Annotated in this window: 16 protein-coding genes; 9 read left to right on the top strand and 7 right to left on the bottom strand. The window is 69.7% G+C overall.

Going from position 1 to position 15838, the window contains the following annotated elements; all coding sequences use genetic code 11:
- Positions 1-92 precede the first annotated feature (92 nt).
- Complete coding sequence (locus IW245_RS11060; protein ID WP_197003091.1) at positions 93-1385, bottom strand: MFS transporter; 1293 nt, start codon at positions 1383-1385, stop codon at positions 93-95.
- 623 nt (positions 1386-2008) lie between these two features.
- Between IW245_RS11060 and IW245_RS11055 the strand changes: the two genes are divergently transcribed.
- The 4 genes from IW245_RS11055 (at position 2009) to IW245_RS11040 (ending at position 6779) form a co-directional block, all read left to right on the top strand.
- On the top strand, positions 2009-3382 hold the full coding sequence (locus tag IW245_RS11055) for a helix-turn-helix domain-containing protein (RefSeq protein WP_197003090.1): 1374 nt from the start codon (positions 2009-2011) through the stop codon (positions 3380-3382).
- Complete coding sequence (locus IW245_RS11050; protein ID WP_197003089.1) at positions 3379-4266, top strand: phosphotransferase family protein; 888 nt, start codon at positions 3379-3381, stop codon at positions 4264-4266. Before IW245_RS11055 ends, IW245_RS11050 begins: the two co-directional genes overlap by 4 nt.
- 125 nt (positions 4267-4391) lie before the next feature.
- Positions 4392-5075 (top strand): 2'-5' RNA ligase family protein, encoded by a 684-nt coding sequence (locus tag IW245_RS11045; RefSeq protein ID WP_197003088.1) that lies wholly within the window; start codon positions 4392-4394, stop codon positions 5073-5075.
- Positions 5076-5294: 219 nt separating this feature from the next.
- Entirely contained in the window at positions 5295-6779 is a 1485-nt protein-coding gene (locus tag IW245_RS11040) for a helix-turn-helix domain-containing protein (protein WP_197003087.1), read from the top strand.
- Here IW245_RS11040 and IW245_RS11035 read toward each other — a convergent pair.
- The 4 genes from IW245_RS11035 to IW245_RS11020 form a co-directional block, all read right to left on the bottom strand.
- On the bottom strand, positions 6759-7793 hold the full coding sequence (locus IW245_RS11035) for an NAD-dependent epimerase/dehydratase family protein (RefSeq protein ID WP_231398754.1): 1035 nt from the start codon (positions 7791-7793) through the stop codon (positions 6759-6761). The genes IW245_RS11040 and IW245_RS11035 overlap by 21 nt on opposite strands.
- An 8-nt stretch (positions 7794-7801) precedes the next feature.
- Positions 7802-8929 (bottom strand): M20 family metallopeptidase, encoded by a 1128-nt coding sequence (locus IW245_RS11030; protein ID WP_233472376.1) that lies wholly within the window; start codon positions 8927-8929, stop codon positions 7802-7804.
- Positions 8930-9010: 81 nt separating this feature from the next.
- A complete protein-coding gene (locus IW245_RS11025) occupies positions 9011-9928 on the bottom strand; it encodes a phosphotransferase (RefSeq protein WP_197003085.1) in 918 nt (305 codons plus the stop codon).
- Positions 9925-10509: a metal-dependent phosphohydrolase gene (locus tag IW245_RS11020; RefSeq protein ID WP_197003084.1), complete on the bottom strand. Its 585-nt coding sequence runs from the start codon at positions 10507-10509 to the stop codon at positions 9925-9927. The genes IW245_RS11025 and IW245_RS11020 overlap by 4 nt, the downstream gene beginning before the upstream one ends.
- Positions 10510-10537: 28 nt before the next feature.
- Between IW245_RS11020 and IW245_RS11015 the strand changes: the two genes are divergently transcribed.
- Positions 10538-10996 carry a hypothetical protein gene (locus tag IW245_RS11015; RefSeq protein ID WP_197003083.1) on the top strand — a complete coding sequence of 153 codons (459 nt, stop codon included), beginning with the start codon at positions 10538-10540 and terminating at the stop codon, positions 10994-10996.
- Positions 10997-11000: 4 nt separating this feature from the next.
- On the opposite strand, the gene IW245_RS11010 is transcribed toward IW245_RS11015, so the two are convergent.
- Positions 11001-11603, bottom strand: a complete 603-nt coding sequence (locus IW245_RS11010) for a hypothetical protein (protein WP_197003082.1) — start codon at positions 11601-11603, stop codon at positions 11001-11003.
- A gap of 453 nt (positions 11604-12056) precedes the next feature.
- Between IW245_RS11010 and IW245_RS11005 the strand changes: the two genes are divergently transcribed.
- The 4 genes from IW245_RS11005 to IW245_RS10990 all read left to right on the top strand — a co-directional run bounded on the left by IW245_RS11005 (position 12057) and on the right by IW245_RS10990 (position 14818).
- Positions 12057-12269, top strand: a complete 213-nt coding sequence (locus tag IW245_RS11005) for a hypothetical protein (RefSeq protein WP_197003081.1) — start codon at positions 12057-12059, stop codon at positions 12267-12269.
- A gap of 212 nt (positions 12270-12481) precedes the next feature.
- A complete protein-coding gene (locus IW245_RS11000) occupies positions 12482-13801 on the top strand; it encodes a helix-turn-helix domain-containing protein (RefSeq protein ID WP_197003080.1) in 1320 nt (439 codons plus the stop codon).
- A gap of 14 nt (positions 13802-13815) precedes the next feature.
- A complete protein-coding gene (locus IW245_RS10995; protein WP_197003079.1) occupies positions 13816-14352 on the top strand; it encodes a GNAT family N-acetyltransferase in 537 nt (178 codons plus the stop codon).
- Positions 14353-14365: 13 nt separating this feature from the next.
- Positions 14366-14818: a hypothetical protein gene (locus IW245_RS10990; RefSeq protein ID WP_197003078.1), complete on the top strand. Its 453-nt coding sequence runs from the start codon at positions 14366-14368 to the stop codon at positions 14816-14818.
- Between the two features lie 80 nt (positions 14819-14898).
- Here IW245_RS10990 and IW245_RS10985 read toward each other — a convergent pair whose 3' ends face one another.
- Positions 14899-15810, bottom strand: coding sequence for a phosphotransferase family protein (locus tag IW245_RS10985; RefSeq protein ID WP_197003077.1), 912 nt, complete (start codon positions 15808-15810; stop codon positions 14899-14901).
- Positions 15811-15838 lie beyond the last annotated feature (28 nt).

The following is a 15838-nucleotide window of genomic DNA, read 5'->3' as shown; positions in this document are numbered from 1 at the left end:
AGCCGACCAACATCTGACGTGCGCCCGTATCAAGCAGATTTCCGTGGTGCTGAAGGCGTGGGTTGAGCGCGGGACCGCGCTGATCAGGAGGCTTATGACGTAGGACGTCGGGAGGGCCCCGAAGTACGGGGTGGTGCCTCATCGTCGGCCTGGTGGCGTTCATCGGTGGTGGTGGTGATGAGTTGAGTGGGGCGTGGTTCGTGGCTGAGGGCGAAGGTGGCCGCGCCGGCGGCGAGGACGACGATGGCGGTGGTGATGGCGGTGGTGAGGTTGGTGAGGGTGGCGATGGTGCCGCCGAGGAGTGCTCCGATGGCGGCGGAGCCGATGCCGAGGAGGCGGGTGGCGGCGGTGATGCGCCCGAGCATGGTGTCGGGGGTGAGGCGTTGGCGGATGCTGGCGCTGTTGATGGTGGTCACGCCGGATCCGACGCTCAGGAGGGCGAGGGCGGCGGCGGTGACCCACGGGTTGGCGGTGGCTACGACGAGCGCCCAGCATGCGGCCTGTAGGGCGTAGGCGGCGGCGTAGATCTGACGCGGGGTGCGTCGGCCGATGATCTTCGGCGCGAGAGGGCCGGCAGCGACGGCGCCGATCGCACCGACGGCCAGCAGGAGCCCGTACCCGGCGGTGGTGACGTGCAGGACGTCCTGGGCGTAGAGCACCAGGACGCCGGCGGCGACGTTGTAGCCCAGGTTGTAGCCGGTCATGCCCATGGCGAGGGAGCGCAGCATGGGGTGGCGCATCAGATAGGTGACGCCCTCGACGACCGCGGCACGGATCGTGGTCCGCGCTGCGGGTTCCACGTGTGCGGGTCTGACGCGGGTGAGAAGTGCCGCGGAGATCAGGAACGAGACCAGGTCCAGGCCGAAGGGCAGTGCCGGTGCCGCGGCGAACGTGGCCGAGCCCAGTGGCGGGCCGGCGAGGGCTCGGCCGAAGGTGTCAGCTGACCAGAGTTTTGCGTTGATCGCGGCGAGCCTGGCGGGTTCGCGGCTGACGAGTGCGGGCAGGATCGCGTGGGAGGCGGGCTCGAACAGGCACGATGCGACGCCGATGACCAGGATCGCGGCGACGAGTACCGGCATGTTCATCGCGCCGGTCCACAGCAGGGCCACCATGGTGGCCAGGACTGCGGCGCGGACCAGGTCGGCGCCGATCATGACCGCCTTGCGGTTCCACCGGTCGACCAGCGCGCCGGCGGGCAGTCCGATGAGAAGCCACGGGGCGAACCCGGCGGCGGTGACCGCGGCGATGGCGAGGGGGTCGCGTGTCAGGGACGCGGCCAGCAGCGGTGCGGCTGCCAGGAGTATCCCGTCGCCGGTCACCGACACGGCCGTCGCGGCGACCAGAGCGGTAGTTCCCCGGGCGGGGGTGGTGGCTTCGGTGTTCACCGGCGACTCCTGTACTGGGGGCGGCGCGGGACCGCGATGTGCCGCGCATCCGGATCGCTCTCGCGGGCGTCGAGGCGAGCCGGCCGCAGCGGTGACAGTTCCTGCGACGGTTGCTCGGGCCAATGACGATAGGCCGACACCAGCGCGTACCGGGCTGCGACGGGTGCGCAGCGCTTGCGCCATCGATGCGGCTTCTGGCGGCTCGTAGATGCTGGTGTCAATCACCGCGTCCCAGCCACCCTGAGCCGCGAGGGAGTCCAGCGATGCGGGGTCGACGCGATCACCACGGATGCTGCGGACTCCGGGCACGTCACGGCTGGTCTTGCCACGATTGAAGCACGTCACGGACCAGCCGCGCTGAACGCGGACTCGGCGAGGACCCGGCTGAGGAACCAGGAACCGCCGATCAGCAGCAGACGCATACCGGCCATCATGCTGGACCGGGCGCAACGCAGGGGGTGCGCCTGGTGTCAATGGATTGTCAATACATTCCGACATTGGGCGAAAGCGTGTGGCTTGTCTGCGACCTGCGTTTCATCGATCCTGACTAACGCCTGAACGGCCCTGGTCGCGCTTGCCAGGACAGCCGGGCAGAGGTCTTCCAGCTCAGGACGGGGAAACAGATGGCCGATCCGAAGGAAGTACGCGACGCCCGCAAGGCGTTGGGGCAGACGCTCGCGGCCTACCGTAACGCCGCCGGACATACCCAGACCACGCTCGCGCCACTCACAAACTACGTACGCTCAACCATCGCCAATGTGGAGACCGGCCGTCAGAACGTGCCCCGCGACTTCTGGGAAGCCTGCGACAGGCTCCTGGACACCGGCGGGACGCTCGCCGCCGGATTCGACAACCTCCAGGGCATGATCCGCGCCGCGCATCGGCCTACCTGCGCGCTGTCGGACCGAGGGGAACAACCGGAACCGGCCCGGCCAGATTCTCCTGACCGGGGCATGGTTGATCCTTCCGTGCGGGTGTGGTCGGCAGATACCGTGGAGGGCGTGAACCGGGCTGAGTTCCTACGAACCGCGCTCGGGGTCGGCGCGGGCTTGGTGGCCACCACCGCCACCCCGGTCCCGCGCATGGTCGGACAAGCCGAGATTGACCAGGTCCACGCCTCGACCAGCGTGTTCGCTGGCTGGGACAATCAGTTCGGCGGAGGACTCGCACGTGAGACCGTCGTCGCGCAACTCAACTGGTCGATGAAACTGCTGCATGCCACCATCGCGCCCGCAGTCAGGCCAGACCTGTTCGCGGCCGTCGCCGGGCTTTCGGCGGTGGCGGGGTTCATGGCCTTCGACGGTTTGGCCCATGACGACGCGCGCCGCATGTTCGGCTTCGGACTGGCCTGCTCGGAGGAGTCCGGCGACTGGCGACTGCGTGCCGGCCTGCTGGCGGCGATGGCCCGGCGGGAGATCTGGTGCGGCAACCCCGACCAAGGGCTCACCTACGCCGAGACGGCCGCCGTGCGTTCCGATCGATTGACGGCGACGATCCGCGCGGAACTGTCGACCATCCGTGCCCGTGCGCTGGCCAAACTCGGCCCCTCCCGCGCCCAGGACGCCCTCGCCGCAGTCGGCGAAGCCGACGAGCACTACGCCGCAGTGAAGCGCCCTGAGGACCCGGTGTGGACGGCCTATTACGACGACGCCCAGCACGCCGGCGATACCGCCCATGCCCTCGTCGACCTGCAAATCACCGGCCACCACACCGACGCCGCCCAGCGCCTGGACACAGCGGTTGCCGGGCACACCGCCGCCTACGCCCGGTCGAAAGCCATGTCGGCGGCGACCCTGGCCACCTTGACACTTGGCACCGCCGACCGCGATGAAGGCATCGCCCAAGCACGCGTGGCATTGCAGGCGGCTAGACCGCTGCGGTCGCAGCGCGTCACCACCGGACTGAGGGACCTGGAACGGGCGCTGCGCCGCGCGACCAACGACCAGCCGCCGGAGGATCTCGTCGCAGGTCTGAGCTTCGCCCTCGCCGGGAGATGATCGAGCAGGCCCGGACCGCGCTCCTCGTAGCCGCCGAGGTCGCTGGACTGGACCCGGGGGCAGCCGAGCTGATCCGCCACGGACAGAACACCCTGTTCCGGCTCCCTGGCGCGATCGTCGCCCGCGTCGCACGCCCCGGACAGCAGGGCACGGCCGCCAAGGAGACCCGGGTGTCACAGTGGTTGGCGGCCGAAGGAGTCCCAGTCGTCCGGGTCGTCGAAGACCTTGAGCAGCCGGTGGCGGTCAATGGGCGGGCGGTGACGTTCTGGCACGAGCTCCCACCGCATCGGCCCGGCAGCGCGCTGGACGTTGCGGGAATGCTGCGACGCCTTCACACCCTCATCCCACCACCCGAACTAGACCTACCACGGCTGGAGCCGTTGACCCAACTGGCCGACCGCATCGACGCCGCCGCGACCGTCACCGCTACCGACCGCGCCTGGCTGCACGAACGCCTCGCCGCGCTGCGGGAACGCTACGCCGCACTGCCCGAGGGGATGGCGTGGTGTGCGGTGCACGGGGACGCGTGGGGTTCCAACATCGCCATCACCGCCGCCGGCCCGGTTGTGTTGGACCTGGAACGGTTCGCGGTCGGCCCACCCGAATGGGACCTCACCGCCGTCGCCGTCGACCACTTCACCTTCGGATCAGTCACCACCGACGACTGGGACGACTTCTGCCGCGCATACGGCTGCGACGTCACCACCTGGGACGGATACCCGGTGCTCCGCGACATCCGGGAACTACGGAAGCTCACCTTCGCGACTCAGATGGCCATCGAGTATCCCGACCGGCCGCGCATCGCCGAGCAAGTTCAGATCCGCCTCGCTTGCCTGCGAGGCGAGGAAGGACCGCGGCCGTGGCGCTGGGCCGGAGTTCCATGACCAGCGCACACCCGGCGGCGGGCGGGCCAGGCGGGAGGCAATTCGGCAGGCGAAGATCGACCACGTGCGGCCCAAGACGCTGTGCGTTGCCGCCCAGTACGAGACTCTTGCGGAGAGGTGAATTGGTGACGGCGTTTCCGCACCAGCTGCCTTCGTCCTTGACCGACCACGATGCGATCGTCACCAACGACTGGGCGGCCTACGCCGGGCTGCGGCGCCTGTCAGACCATTGGAGTCGCCCCGCCTGGCCCGACGGCGCCGAGGCGTACTACTGGATCCTGGCATTAGGAGACCAGCCCGATCTGCGGAGGCGCGCCGCCGAACTTCAGAAGGCACTGCACAACGATGCCGACCTTGCGCCCGTGCCTTTGGACCTGCTGCATCTGACCCTGCTGCGCGTCAGCGCTATCGAGGACATCAGCCAAACGAACCTGTCGGCGATCGCTGCGAACGCAACTCAGCGACTCGGCGGCTCGGGTGCAATCCCGCTTGCGGTTGGTCCACTCGCTGGTTCGACCGGCGCCGTTCGATTCTCAGTCTCCCCGTGGGACCGCATCATCCACATCCACGCCGAGCTGGCCGCCGCGGCGGCCGCATGTCTTGGCGAACGCGTGGTCGCGGACCTTCGACCCCACATCAGCATCGCTTACAACGGCCTGCACCGAAGCGCCCAGCCGGTAATCGCCGCGGTCGAAGAACTTCGTGACGAACGCCCAGTCGAGGTGAACGTTTCGCACATTTACCTTGTGTCGCTGCGCCGCCAGGGCAAGCAGTACTCGTGGATGCCGGTTCACACCATCTTCTTGTGATCCGCCTCCGCCTTCAGCGCGGTGCAATGTAGCTCAGGGACTGCTCCGTCAGCCGAGGTGTGGGCGGTGTCAATGGATTGTCAATATGTTCCGACATGCAGCGACAGCGTGTGTGCTTGTGTGTCACCTTGCGCTTCACCGATGCTGGCTAACGTCCGACCGCCGCCGCACCGGCCACCGTCGGGGCAGGAACTCCTTCAGCTCAGGACGGGGCGGCCGATGGCTGATCCGCAGGATGTCCGCGAGGCTCGCAAAGTGCTGGGGGAACTGTTGGCGGCGTACCGCCTCGCGGCAGGCCACACCCAGTTCACCCTGGCGCCGCTGACGAACTATGTGCGCTCGACCATTGCCAACGTCGAGACCGGTCGGCAGAACGTGCCCCGGGAATTCTGGGCGATCTGTGATCGGCTACTGGATGCCGGTGGTGCACTCATAGCCGGATTTGACGGCCTCCAGGACCTGATCCGCGGCTCGCACATGGCGACCACCGTTGCCCTCGTGGTACGCCAAGGACAGAAGCTGGGCGTTGCGGGGCCACTCGACACCGACGGCGCTGTGAACAGGGGCTACCGTCGGAGCCACGACTTGCCAGCCGAACAACACCTGGCGGGCCAGCGGGTCGCGCACGGACTGGACCTGCTGGAGCCGTCGCCGTCGGTGATGAGTGCACGCCGGGGTGCTCGTCCGGCGGCTGGCTGGGCGGATGCTGCGGCGATCACCGCCAGCGAGGCCACCGACCACGCCATGCGCGTCAGCGGAGGCGTCGACCCGGTCAGCATTGAACAGGTCCAGGTGGGCGTCGTGACCTTGGCTCGCGGGTATGCGGACCTCCCGTCCCCAGTGCTGCTGCGCGAAGCCCGCCGCATGCGCGACGTTGCCTATCTGCTGTTGGACCGCACCAGTCGGCCCGCGCAAACCGCGGACCTGTACCTGGCCGCAGGGCAGGCGTGCGGGCTGGCGGCGATCGCGTCCTTCGACATGACCGCTTGGGCACCGGCCGCCGAACTCGCCCACGCCGCCGGCGTCTACGCCGAACTCGTCGGTCACGCGGGTTTACGGTCCTGGGCGCGCGGAACAGCGGCGCTGATCCAGTTCTGGACCGGCCAGCCCCACCAGGCTGTCGCCTCGATCGCCGCAGGGCTGGAAGGTTGCCCGTCAGGTGCGGCGGAGGCACGGCTGCGGTGCATCGAGGCCCGCGCCTGGGCGCTGCTCGGCGATGGCAACCGTACTCGGCAGGCACTGCGCGCGGCCGATGTGGCGCTGGCGGCGTCCGACGGCAGGGACGACCTGTTCGATGAAGTGGGCGGTGAGTTCGGGTGGGGTCCGTCGCGGCACGCGGCGTGCGCGGGCAGCGCACTGCTGCAGGTTGGCGACGCCCAGAGTGCGGCGGCGCGGATTCAGGCTGCGCTGACGCTCCTGCCGGCCGACGGGCTCGGCGGGCTGGTGCCGGAGCGCGCCTACTGCGACCTTGCCGCAGCAGAGCTGGCCGGCCACCGGCTGGACGCGACGACAGCTGCGCTCGAGCAGGTCTGGCATGTACCGGCGGCGCGGAGGCGCCACTCGCTTGTCACCCGCATCAGGCAGGTCGCAGACGGCCTGAGCGCAGCGCGGTGGCGCGGACAGAAAGACGTGGCAGAGCTGATCGAACGGATCGGCGCCTTCACCGCCGACGCACCCAGTCAGCTAACAGACGGACGCCCCTGATGCTGCCTGCCACGCTTGCAGCAGTTCACGTTCCTGCTCGGCGGGCAGGCCGTGTTCACGCTGCCGCTCATGGTCAACGAGCGGTTCGGCCTGCAACGCCCGCCACGTGTCGATGATCGTTTCCGTCAGCGGGCGGCACCGCAGCCCCGCCTGCTGCGCTTTTCGGGAGTCGACCCGCCAGGTGCCTTGCGGGGTCCGCCACAGCGGGAGCTGTGTCCATTCCTTCACGCCCTGATCCAGCAGCCACTGCGCGTCCACCCACACCAGCTCCGCGTCCGCGCCAACGGCCGTGACGCAGCCGGTCAGCAGGTCGCCGTAGGTGGCGTGTCCGGAAGGTGCGGTGATGTTGTACGTGCCCGTCCTGCCGGTGGCGAGCTGGTCGAGAAGGAACGCCGCGAGGTCGCGCACGTCGACGGGCTGGATCGGCTGGTCGGGAGAGCCCGCGGCGAGGATCTGCCCACCGCGCTTGGCCCGCCGCAGCAGGGCTTGGAGCCGGCCGACGTACTCGTGTGGGCCGAGAATGACGCCGGGCCGCACGATCAGCGTGTCGTCGCCGAAGACGTCGAGGACGGCTTGTTCGCAGCCGGACTTGAGTGTGCCGTACCGAAACGGCCGAGGTAGCGCCTGCACATCCGGATCGCTCTCGCGGGCGTCGGGGCGGGACGGCCACAGCGGTGACGCTTCCTCGCACGGTTGTTCGGGCCAGTGACGGTAGGCCGACACCGTCGACACCAGCGCGTACCGGGCTGCGACGGAGCGCAGCGCCTGCGCCATCGATGCCGCTTCCGGCGGCTCGTAGACGCTGGTGTCGATCACCGCGTCCCAGCCACCCTGAGCGGCGAGAGCGTCCAGCGAAGCGGGGTCGAAGCGATCACCGCGGATGCTGCGGACCCCGGGCACGTCACGGCCGGTCTTGCCACGGTTGAAGCACGTCACGGACCAGCCGCGCTGAAGTGCGGACTCGGCGAGGACGCGGCCGAGGAACCAGGTACCGCCGATCAGCAGCAGACGCATACCGGCCATCATGCCCGCACCTGGGGCGAACCGAAACCCAGGCCCGAGGCGCACAGCCGCCGGACCAGCTCCGCCAGCAGCGCGGCGCGCTGTGGAAGGGACGCGACGTCGACGTGCTCGTCGCGGCCGTGCGGGTGCGCGCCCATCGCGCCGAGCCCACACAATGTCGGAACGCCGAGCGCCCCGGTGAGATTCGCGTCAGACCCACCACCGGACCGCTCACCCGCCGGCGGGGCGATGCCGAGGGACTCGGCGGCGGCGTGCAGCTCGGCCAGCAGGCCGGTGGCGACCTTCGGCTCCAGTGGGTAGCGGTTCGGTCCGCCGACCACCGTCACAGTGGCACCGCCCAGCACCGGGGTGAGCGCGTGCAGGCCGGCGTCGACCCGGTCCAGCTCGCCGCGCTCCCAGGCCCTGACATCCACCTCGAACACGGCCGCCTCGGGCACGGTGTTCACCGTGGTACCCGACGACGACACGGTCGGGGTGACCGTCGTCCCGAGCTCCGGCGCGGCGAGGGCTGCTGTGGCGAGCATCTGGTGAGCCATCTCCAGGCTCGCGTTGACCCCCAGGTGTGGTTCGAGTCCGGCGTGCGCGGCCCGGCCGGTGAGAGTGATCGTGTAGCGGGCCACGCCCTTGCGGGCGATCTTTGCCGCCCCTCCGTCGGCGCTGGGCTCGCACACCAGCACCGCCGCGCTCCGCCGCGCCTGCTCCTCGATCACCGTCCTTGATCCGACCGACCCGGTCTCCTCGTCGGCGGTCAGCAGCACACTCAGCCGCGACCGATCGGCCAACTGCTCCACCGCCGACAAGATGAGGACGATGCCCGCCTTCATGTCGAACACACCCGGCCCGCGCGCGATCCCCTCGTCGATCGTGAACGGGATGTCGGCGAGAGTGCCGACAGGCCACACGGTGTCGTAGTGCCCGAGCAGCAACACCGCCGGATCGTCGGCCGCCCACAGCAGATGCTGTCGACCGTCTGTGAAGACGCGCTGCGCGGGACGCCCGAGCGCTGAGGTGAACCAGCCGTCCAGCAGGTCCGCGCACAGTGACAACGCTGCGCGATCCTCAGTCGGCGATTCGCACTCCACCAGCTCACGCAGTCGCTTGATCAGGTGCTCCGACTCATCCAGCACTCCAGTACCCCCGACTTCGTCGACACCTGGCCAAGCATTCCAGCGGCCGACCGCCCAACACCAGACCGGCCGCGACAAAACTCAGGCGTCCAAGAGCCCTGCGGCGGTGATCAACTGACGGTTGACAATGGCCGCATGGGCGATATCAGTCTCCGGGCCGTGGACGCCGTTAGCGGCGCCTGTCAGGAACCAGGCGGCGGCCCGCACCCGGTGCCAGCCCATCGCCCACACCTCGGCGGCCAGCCCTCCCCGCTCGGCGAGCCCGACAGCCGAACCGCCGGCAGCGACGTAGCCGTACAACAGGCGGCGGGCCGCAGGCTGGTCGGGGACGGTTCGGGTGCCGAACCAGGAGGCCAGGTCCAGGAGGCCAGGGCCGGTGTGGGCCATCGCCCAGTCCAGGACCGTGACGTGGCCCGTCTGGTTGATGTGCAGGGCGCTGTGATGCAGTTCGCCGTGGCAGAGGCCGAACGGTGGCATGTTCGCCCCGGCCACCCGGCGGCGAGTGACCCGCTCGAGCTGGGCGAGTGACCGGCTGATGCCGGCGGCGCCGGCAAATCGCCCTTGAGCGCGCAGCGCATCGAGAGCCTGTCGTCCGACCTGGGTAAGGCAGGCCAGATCGACGGTCGCCAGGAGGCCGCCTGCCGGCCGGCCGGGTGCGGAGTGCAGGGCGGGAGCGATCTTCAGAAGGTCGGCGACGGTCGCCACCCGTGCGGGCGGCCCAAGGTCGTCGATGAGCATTCCCAGGTGATCGTCTCGGAGCGTGGCCGCCACGAGCCGTGGCGCTGAGACGCCGACCGCGGCAGCGTGGGACAACCATTGGTGCTCGGTGGTGAATGGCCGGGCGGCGTACTTGAAGACCAGCGAGCCGCCCCCGGCCAGGTGCAGGCGCTCCACCCCGGACAGCCGCCATACCCGCATCATCTCGTGGTGCTCCAGCTCAAGGTTCGAGTCGGCCAGAAGTTGTTCCAGCAGCAGGTTCCGGACCGAAGTGGGGATCATGAAGCGGCGGCCCTGGCGTGCGCGGTGGCCCGGTCGAGCAGGACCAGCACGTCGCGGAGCGCGGTGGTCATGCTCGGCGGCACGATCCCGACCCCGGCGTCGGCGAACGCGCCGAAGTGGCCTAGCAGGCCCAGCAGCGCAGGGCGGGCCGCGAAGAACCGGTCAACGTCGCCGGATGCGCGGGCCCGGCGCAGCAGCGAGCTGATGGCGACGATCTTGTCTGCGGTCGACGCCAGGAGCACCTCCCGGTCGCTGGTGTCGATGATCGGGTTCGGGCCGTCGAGGGCGTGGTGCTCGACCTCCAGCGCGCGGACGATATCGCGGACCCGCACGCCGAACCAGGCGGCCAGCACCCGGTCCAGCGGCACCTCGGTGGAGGCGAGTTCGGGGGCGTCGTGCAGGAGCGCTGCGGCCACCAGGTGCTCAGGCGCACCGGGAACGTGCTGGCCGAGGGTGACGGCGACCCGCACGGCGTGCACGAGGGCCGGCCGGTCGTCGATGACGTGGCCAGCGCACCAGGTCCGCGCCTGTGTCAACGCTTTGTCAACGAGCGGAGGGCGCGGCGGGCGGAGAATGGTCACGATGGCTCCCGTTCCGTACGGTGTGGGCATGAGCGGACCGTTGCCGTGCTGGGAGGCCGACACCTGCGCGGTGTGCCCGGCCCAGGAACTCGGCCCCGGCAAGTTCGATGTCGTCGACCGGCCAGGTCCGGAGTTCGCCTACGACCCGCGGATCGGCTGGCGCGTCGACCAGGCAGGCACCGCGGTGTGCGTGCACCCTTTCCGCGTCGGCATGCCACCGGGCCGCTACGCCTCCGGCGGCGACCCGCTTCCCGACCTCCGGGACCCGGATGCGGCCGATGTCGCGGTGCCGGAAGCGGCGTTGGAGCTGCCCGAGGTGCTGGATGACCTGGAGGGCTGGTTGGTGGCGAGTCTGCGGGTGTGTCCGGAGGCGGCGTTGATGAGTGCGGTGGCCCGGGTCGAGCGGGTGGCGGGCGAGCGGTTCGCACCCGGCGAGGTCACCAAGGCCCTGCGTCGGGTGCTGTCCCACGAACTCGCCCGCCGGTAGCGGATCAGGCCCCCAGAACCTCGGCGACGGCCAGGACCTCGAAGTCGATGTCGTGGGACCGGCCGCCCGGGGTGAAGCCGGCCTGGCCGTAGCGGTCGTTGAGGACGGCCAGGCGGCGGTCGACCTCGGCGGAGCTCAGCCAGTACCGCAGGGGCTGCTCGCCCCAGCCGGCTGCGGCGTAGCAGTCGTCGGTGTACCCGCCCCGGCTGTAGGCGAACCGCTCCAGCTCGGTGGCGTGCGGGAAGAGAACCCCGAGGTCCATCTCGAGCTGGCGCACGACGGTGTGCTGGGCGAGCACGGCGTGGATCATCTCGTCGACCGGGGCGGGCACGAGCAGCTCGGCGGCTTCCTCGTCGCCGCCGGTCAGCTCGAACACGGCCGCCTTGAGCGCCATGACCCGCAGTGCCTCGACCAGTAGCGGGCCGGCGTCGCGGTCCAGGGACCAGTTGCTGACGGTCGGGTAACCGGTGAATGTGGCCCAACAGGTGCTGTACTTCATGGACGAGCTGATCAGCCGGTCATAGGCCGGGTGGGCCGTGGCCTGCTCCAGGATCGCCGCCGCGCGGGCGCCGACCTCGGATGCTGCGGGCAAGCCGGACTTCGTCATGGCCTTCTCCTCTGCTCAACGAGCCGACCACGCGCGGGGTGGCGGGCCGGCGAGCGACCAGTACACGCCGCATCGCCCTGTGTCGATAACCCTGAACAAGGGCCGTTGACATTGCGTTGACAGACCGTCCGACGGGCTTCGCCTCAGCCTGCGGCGCTGGTGGCGCCGAGCCGGCTCACAGTCTCCGCCGCGGCGGCCAGGCCGTGGACAACGGCTTCGTGCAGGCTCTGGCGGCGGGCCCGGCTGAGGGCGATGCGGCCGAGGAGAATGCCTGCCGCCCGCGCTGCCGTGGTGCGCGGTTCACGGCGCCGCCTGGGCCTCCAACGTCGTCCTCACCGCAACCGGACCGGTCGTGCTTGATCTGGGTTTACCTACGGCCCGCCGGAGTGGGACCTTGCCCGCGTCGCCGTCGACCGCTTCGCGTTCGGGTCGGTCACCCCGACCGAATGGGAGGTGTTCTGCCACGCCTACGGTTCCGACGTCACCGCTTCGGACGGCTACGCGTTTCTGCGGGACGCGCGGGAGCTACGCAAGGTCACCTTCGCCGCCCAGATGGCCGCCGAATACCCCGACCGGCCCCGCATCCAGATTGAACTCTTCACCCGTTTGGCACGCCTGCGAGGAGCAGGCGGGGACCGGCCGTGGAAACGGGAGGGCGTGCCGTGACTTCAGCCCATAGGTGGGCGCCTCCGCTGCGCTTTGCCTGCTGCCTTGTCAAGGCGGAGACGGTCAACAGATTGTCAACGGATCCTGACACCCTCGGTCCTGCTTGTGCTTGCGTCAGGCGCGGATGGCATTGATCCTGAGAACTGCCCGGCCAGTGAGATAGCAGGCACAGCAGGCGGGGTGGTCATATCGTCGATCGCAGGGTGCTGCCGATGGCTGATCCAGAGCAACTCCGCAAGGCGAAGATCGAACTGGGGCAGCGGCTCGCAGCCCACCGCAAAGCCGCAGGACTGACGCAGGCGTTGCTGGGGCCGCGGGTGAACTACGTGCGGTCCACGATCGCGAACGTCGAGGTCGGACGACAGAACGTGCCCCGCGAATTCTGGGCTGCCTGCGACCGGGAATTGGGCGCCGATGGTGACTTGATCGGGGCGTTCGACGATCTTTCGCTGATCGCCCGCGCGACCTGGATCTCGGACCCACCCGCGGCCGTCGCGGGATTCGTGGCGCCGAAGGTGCCCATCGATGAGAGGAGCATTGTGGCGATGGCAGCACACCGCGCGCGGAAGTTCGCGCTGGTCGCATCAATCGGAACGACCCCCGAGGTGATCGACCAGCTGCGCGACGAAGTCCAACGCATCGCCCAGCAGTACCCTCGGCGACCGCTGAGTGAGTTCGCCGGCGACCTCGCGGATACGCAAGACGCGGTCTTCACCCTGCTTGAGCGCCGCCAAGCGCCACAGCAGGCTCGACAGCTGTATCTGCTGGGTGGTCTGACCTGTGGCTTGCTCGCCAAGGCGTCCCATGACCTGGGCGAGCCGCGTGCGGCGCTGCAGCAGACCCGCACAGCGATCTTGTGCGCCGAACAGGCCGACCACGACGGGCTTCGTGGCTGGCTTCGCGGCCTACAGGCCCTGGTGACCTACTGGGCTGGGCGGCACAGCGACTCCGTCCGCTACGCCGAGGCCGGCATGGAGTACGCCCAGCGGACCGGCGGCGCAACGACCGTCTGGCTCGCCTCCAGCGCCGCCCGGGCGCACGCGGCGCTGGGCGATGCCGAACGCGCCAAGCAGGCGATCGCCGCAGCCGAGGCAGCCTGGGAGCACCTTCGCCCGGACGACCTCGACGGCTTCGGCGGCATCTGCACCTTCCACCCGGCCCGCGCCCAGTACTACGCTGCGGACGCGCTGGCCTGGCTGCCTGAGGAGCGGCCTCTCGCGCACGCCCAGGCCGAGCGTGCCGTCGCCGCATACCAGGACCGCCAATCCCCGGAGTGGGCCTTCGGCGACGAGGCCGGTGCCGTGGCCGCCCTGGCAATCGCCCGCATCGCCTCCCGCGATCTCGACGGCGCGCAGACAGCGCTGCAGGACGTGTTCACCCTTCCCGCCGACCAGCGCATCCACGGCGTCGTGCACTCCGTCCGCCGAGTACACCAGGCCGTCAGCGCGGCCGGGCTCACCCGCGACGGCCGGGCGCTCGTCGAGCAGATGGAGGACTTCGCACATGTGCCGGCCAACGCGCTTCCCCGATGATGCATGATCGGCAGATGTACCCGATCAGTCTGACCGGCCGCGCGGTGACGCTCCGCGAATTCCGCGCCAACGACACACCCGCCGCCTACCAGGTCGTCGGCGATGACCGCGTGACCCTATGGCTGTCGTTTGACAGCCGCAGCCCCGAGGCGACACAGGACATGATCGACGGGGCTGTCGCGCGGGCGCGCAACGAACCCCGGGACGAGTACTACCTCGCGGTGATCAACGGCGACGACCAGCTGATCGGCTTCGCCCGACTGGGACTGAGCGGGGTCAAGGCCGCCAAACTTGGCTACGCCATCCACGCCGATCACTGGGGCCGCGGCTACGCCACCGACGCCGCCCGCACCATGATCGCGTTCGGCTTCGACCACCTCGGCCTGCGACGGATCTCCGCCGCGATCGGACCCGACAACGACTCGTCCATCCGGGTGGCCGAACGCCTCGGGTTCACCTTCGAAGGCACGCTCCGCGACCACGTCTTCACCAACGGGGCCTGGCGCGATTCCCGGCTGTACTCGATCCTCGCCACCGACCCGCGCGTGTAGGACAGGTCGCACCGTGCGCGATCACGTGATCAAGCCCTATGGAGAGTCGATGGTCGACGCACACCTGCAAGACGCCGGTCGCAACGAGGCACTCCGGATCCAGACGTGGACTGGCGCGGATAAGGCTGAGCACGTGGATGCGGGCCGGGCTGTGCGGTGGGCGATCGACGCGTTCCACCGAGACCGGCAAAGCAGCGCCCGCTTCCTCCGGACCACCGTGACCGGACGCCCCGAGACGGTGGAGATGTGCGTTGCGCGCATCGGCCAGAACGTGGAGATCCTCAGTCAAGGAGACCTCGCCGAGGAGATCCGAACGTGCCTGCCCACCCAAGGGTGGCAGACCGCTCCGCTGACGACGCCGGGTGCCGCACTCCGCGACATCGCCGACCTGCTCGACCGTCGTGTCTACAACGCGGTGGTCCGTGGCCGGGGTGCTGGGTCCAGTCCATCCTGCTGGGTGGGGTGAGGGGTTCGGGTGGGCCGGCGGCGAGGCGTTGTTCGGCGTGGGCCTGCCAGGCGGACTGGTTGGCGGCCATCTTGGTCATGTCACACGGCCAGGAGTTGGACCGCTTCGCGCAGGTGGCGGCGGGTTGCGTCGATGTAGGCGGGGTCGGATTCGGGGTCGTTGATCCAGCGGACGGACTGGTCGAGGTACCAGGCGATGGCCCAGATCCGGTGCCAGCCCAGTGCCCAGTTCTCGGCGAGCAGGCCGCCGCGGGTGGCCAAGGTGTCGCGGTGTCCGCCGGCGGCGACGTAGGCGCCGAGCAGGTGGCGCAGTTTGGCGGGGTCGGGGTCATCGTTGGTGCCGTGCCAGGAGGCGAGGTCGAGCAGGCCGGGGCCGTTGAACGCGCGGGCGAAGTCCAGGAGTCGCCAGCCTGTCTCGCTGATGTGCAGGGAGGTGGGGTGGAACTCCGAGTGGCACAGCCCGAACGGAGCAAGCTCGGCTCCGGTGCTCAGCCGGTTGGACGCGGTGGAGAGTGCGGTGAGCATGCTTGCCAGGTCCTCGACGCTGGTCCAGCGGCCGGCGGCGGTGAGGGTGGTCAGCCTGGTCAGGGACCGGTCGACAAGTCCGGCCAGCCGGGTCTGGTCGAGGGTGGCGAGGTCCGGCAACGGGGGCACGGTGTGCAGTCGGGCGGCTGCTTGAGCGCCGTCGGTGTCGGTGGCGTCGCGGGTCTCCGGCCCTCGGTCTTCCATGATCATGCCGAGGGTGTGTTCCTGGACATCGGAGGTGTGCAGTTCCGGCACCGGCACGCCGTTCTCGTCGGCGAGGCGTAGTGCCCGGTCCTCGCCGGTGAAGGGCTCGGCGGCGTATTTGAAGATCGCCGTGGAGCCGTCGGCCAGGTGGAGGCGTTCGACGCCGGAGAGCCGCCAGACCCGCAGCGGTTCGCGGCGCAGGACGCCCATGCTGGCCTTGGCGGCCAGGTCCCGGTAGAGCCCGTCGATGACGCGCTGGTGCATCGGTGCCCCTCGCTGGTTGGTTGGTTCG

This window comes from Longispora fulva (assembly GCF_015751905.1).
GTDB classification, from domain to species: Bacteria; Actinomycetota; Actinomycetes; order Mycobacteriales; family Micromonosporaceae; genus Longispora; species Longispora fulva.
This window is presented reverse-complemented; position numbering and strand designations above follow the sequence as displayed.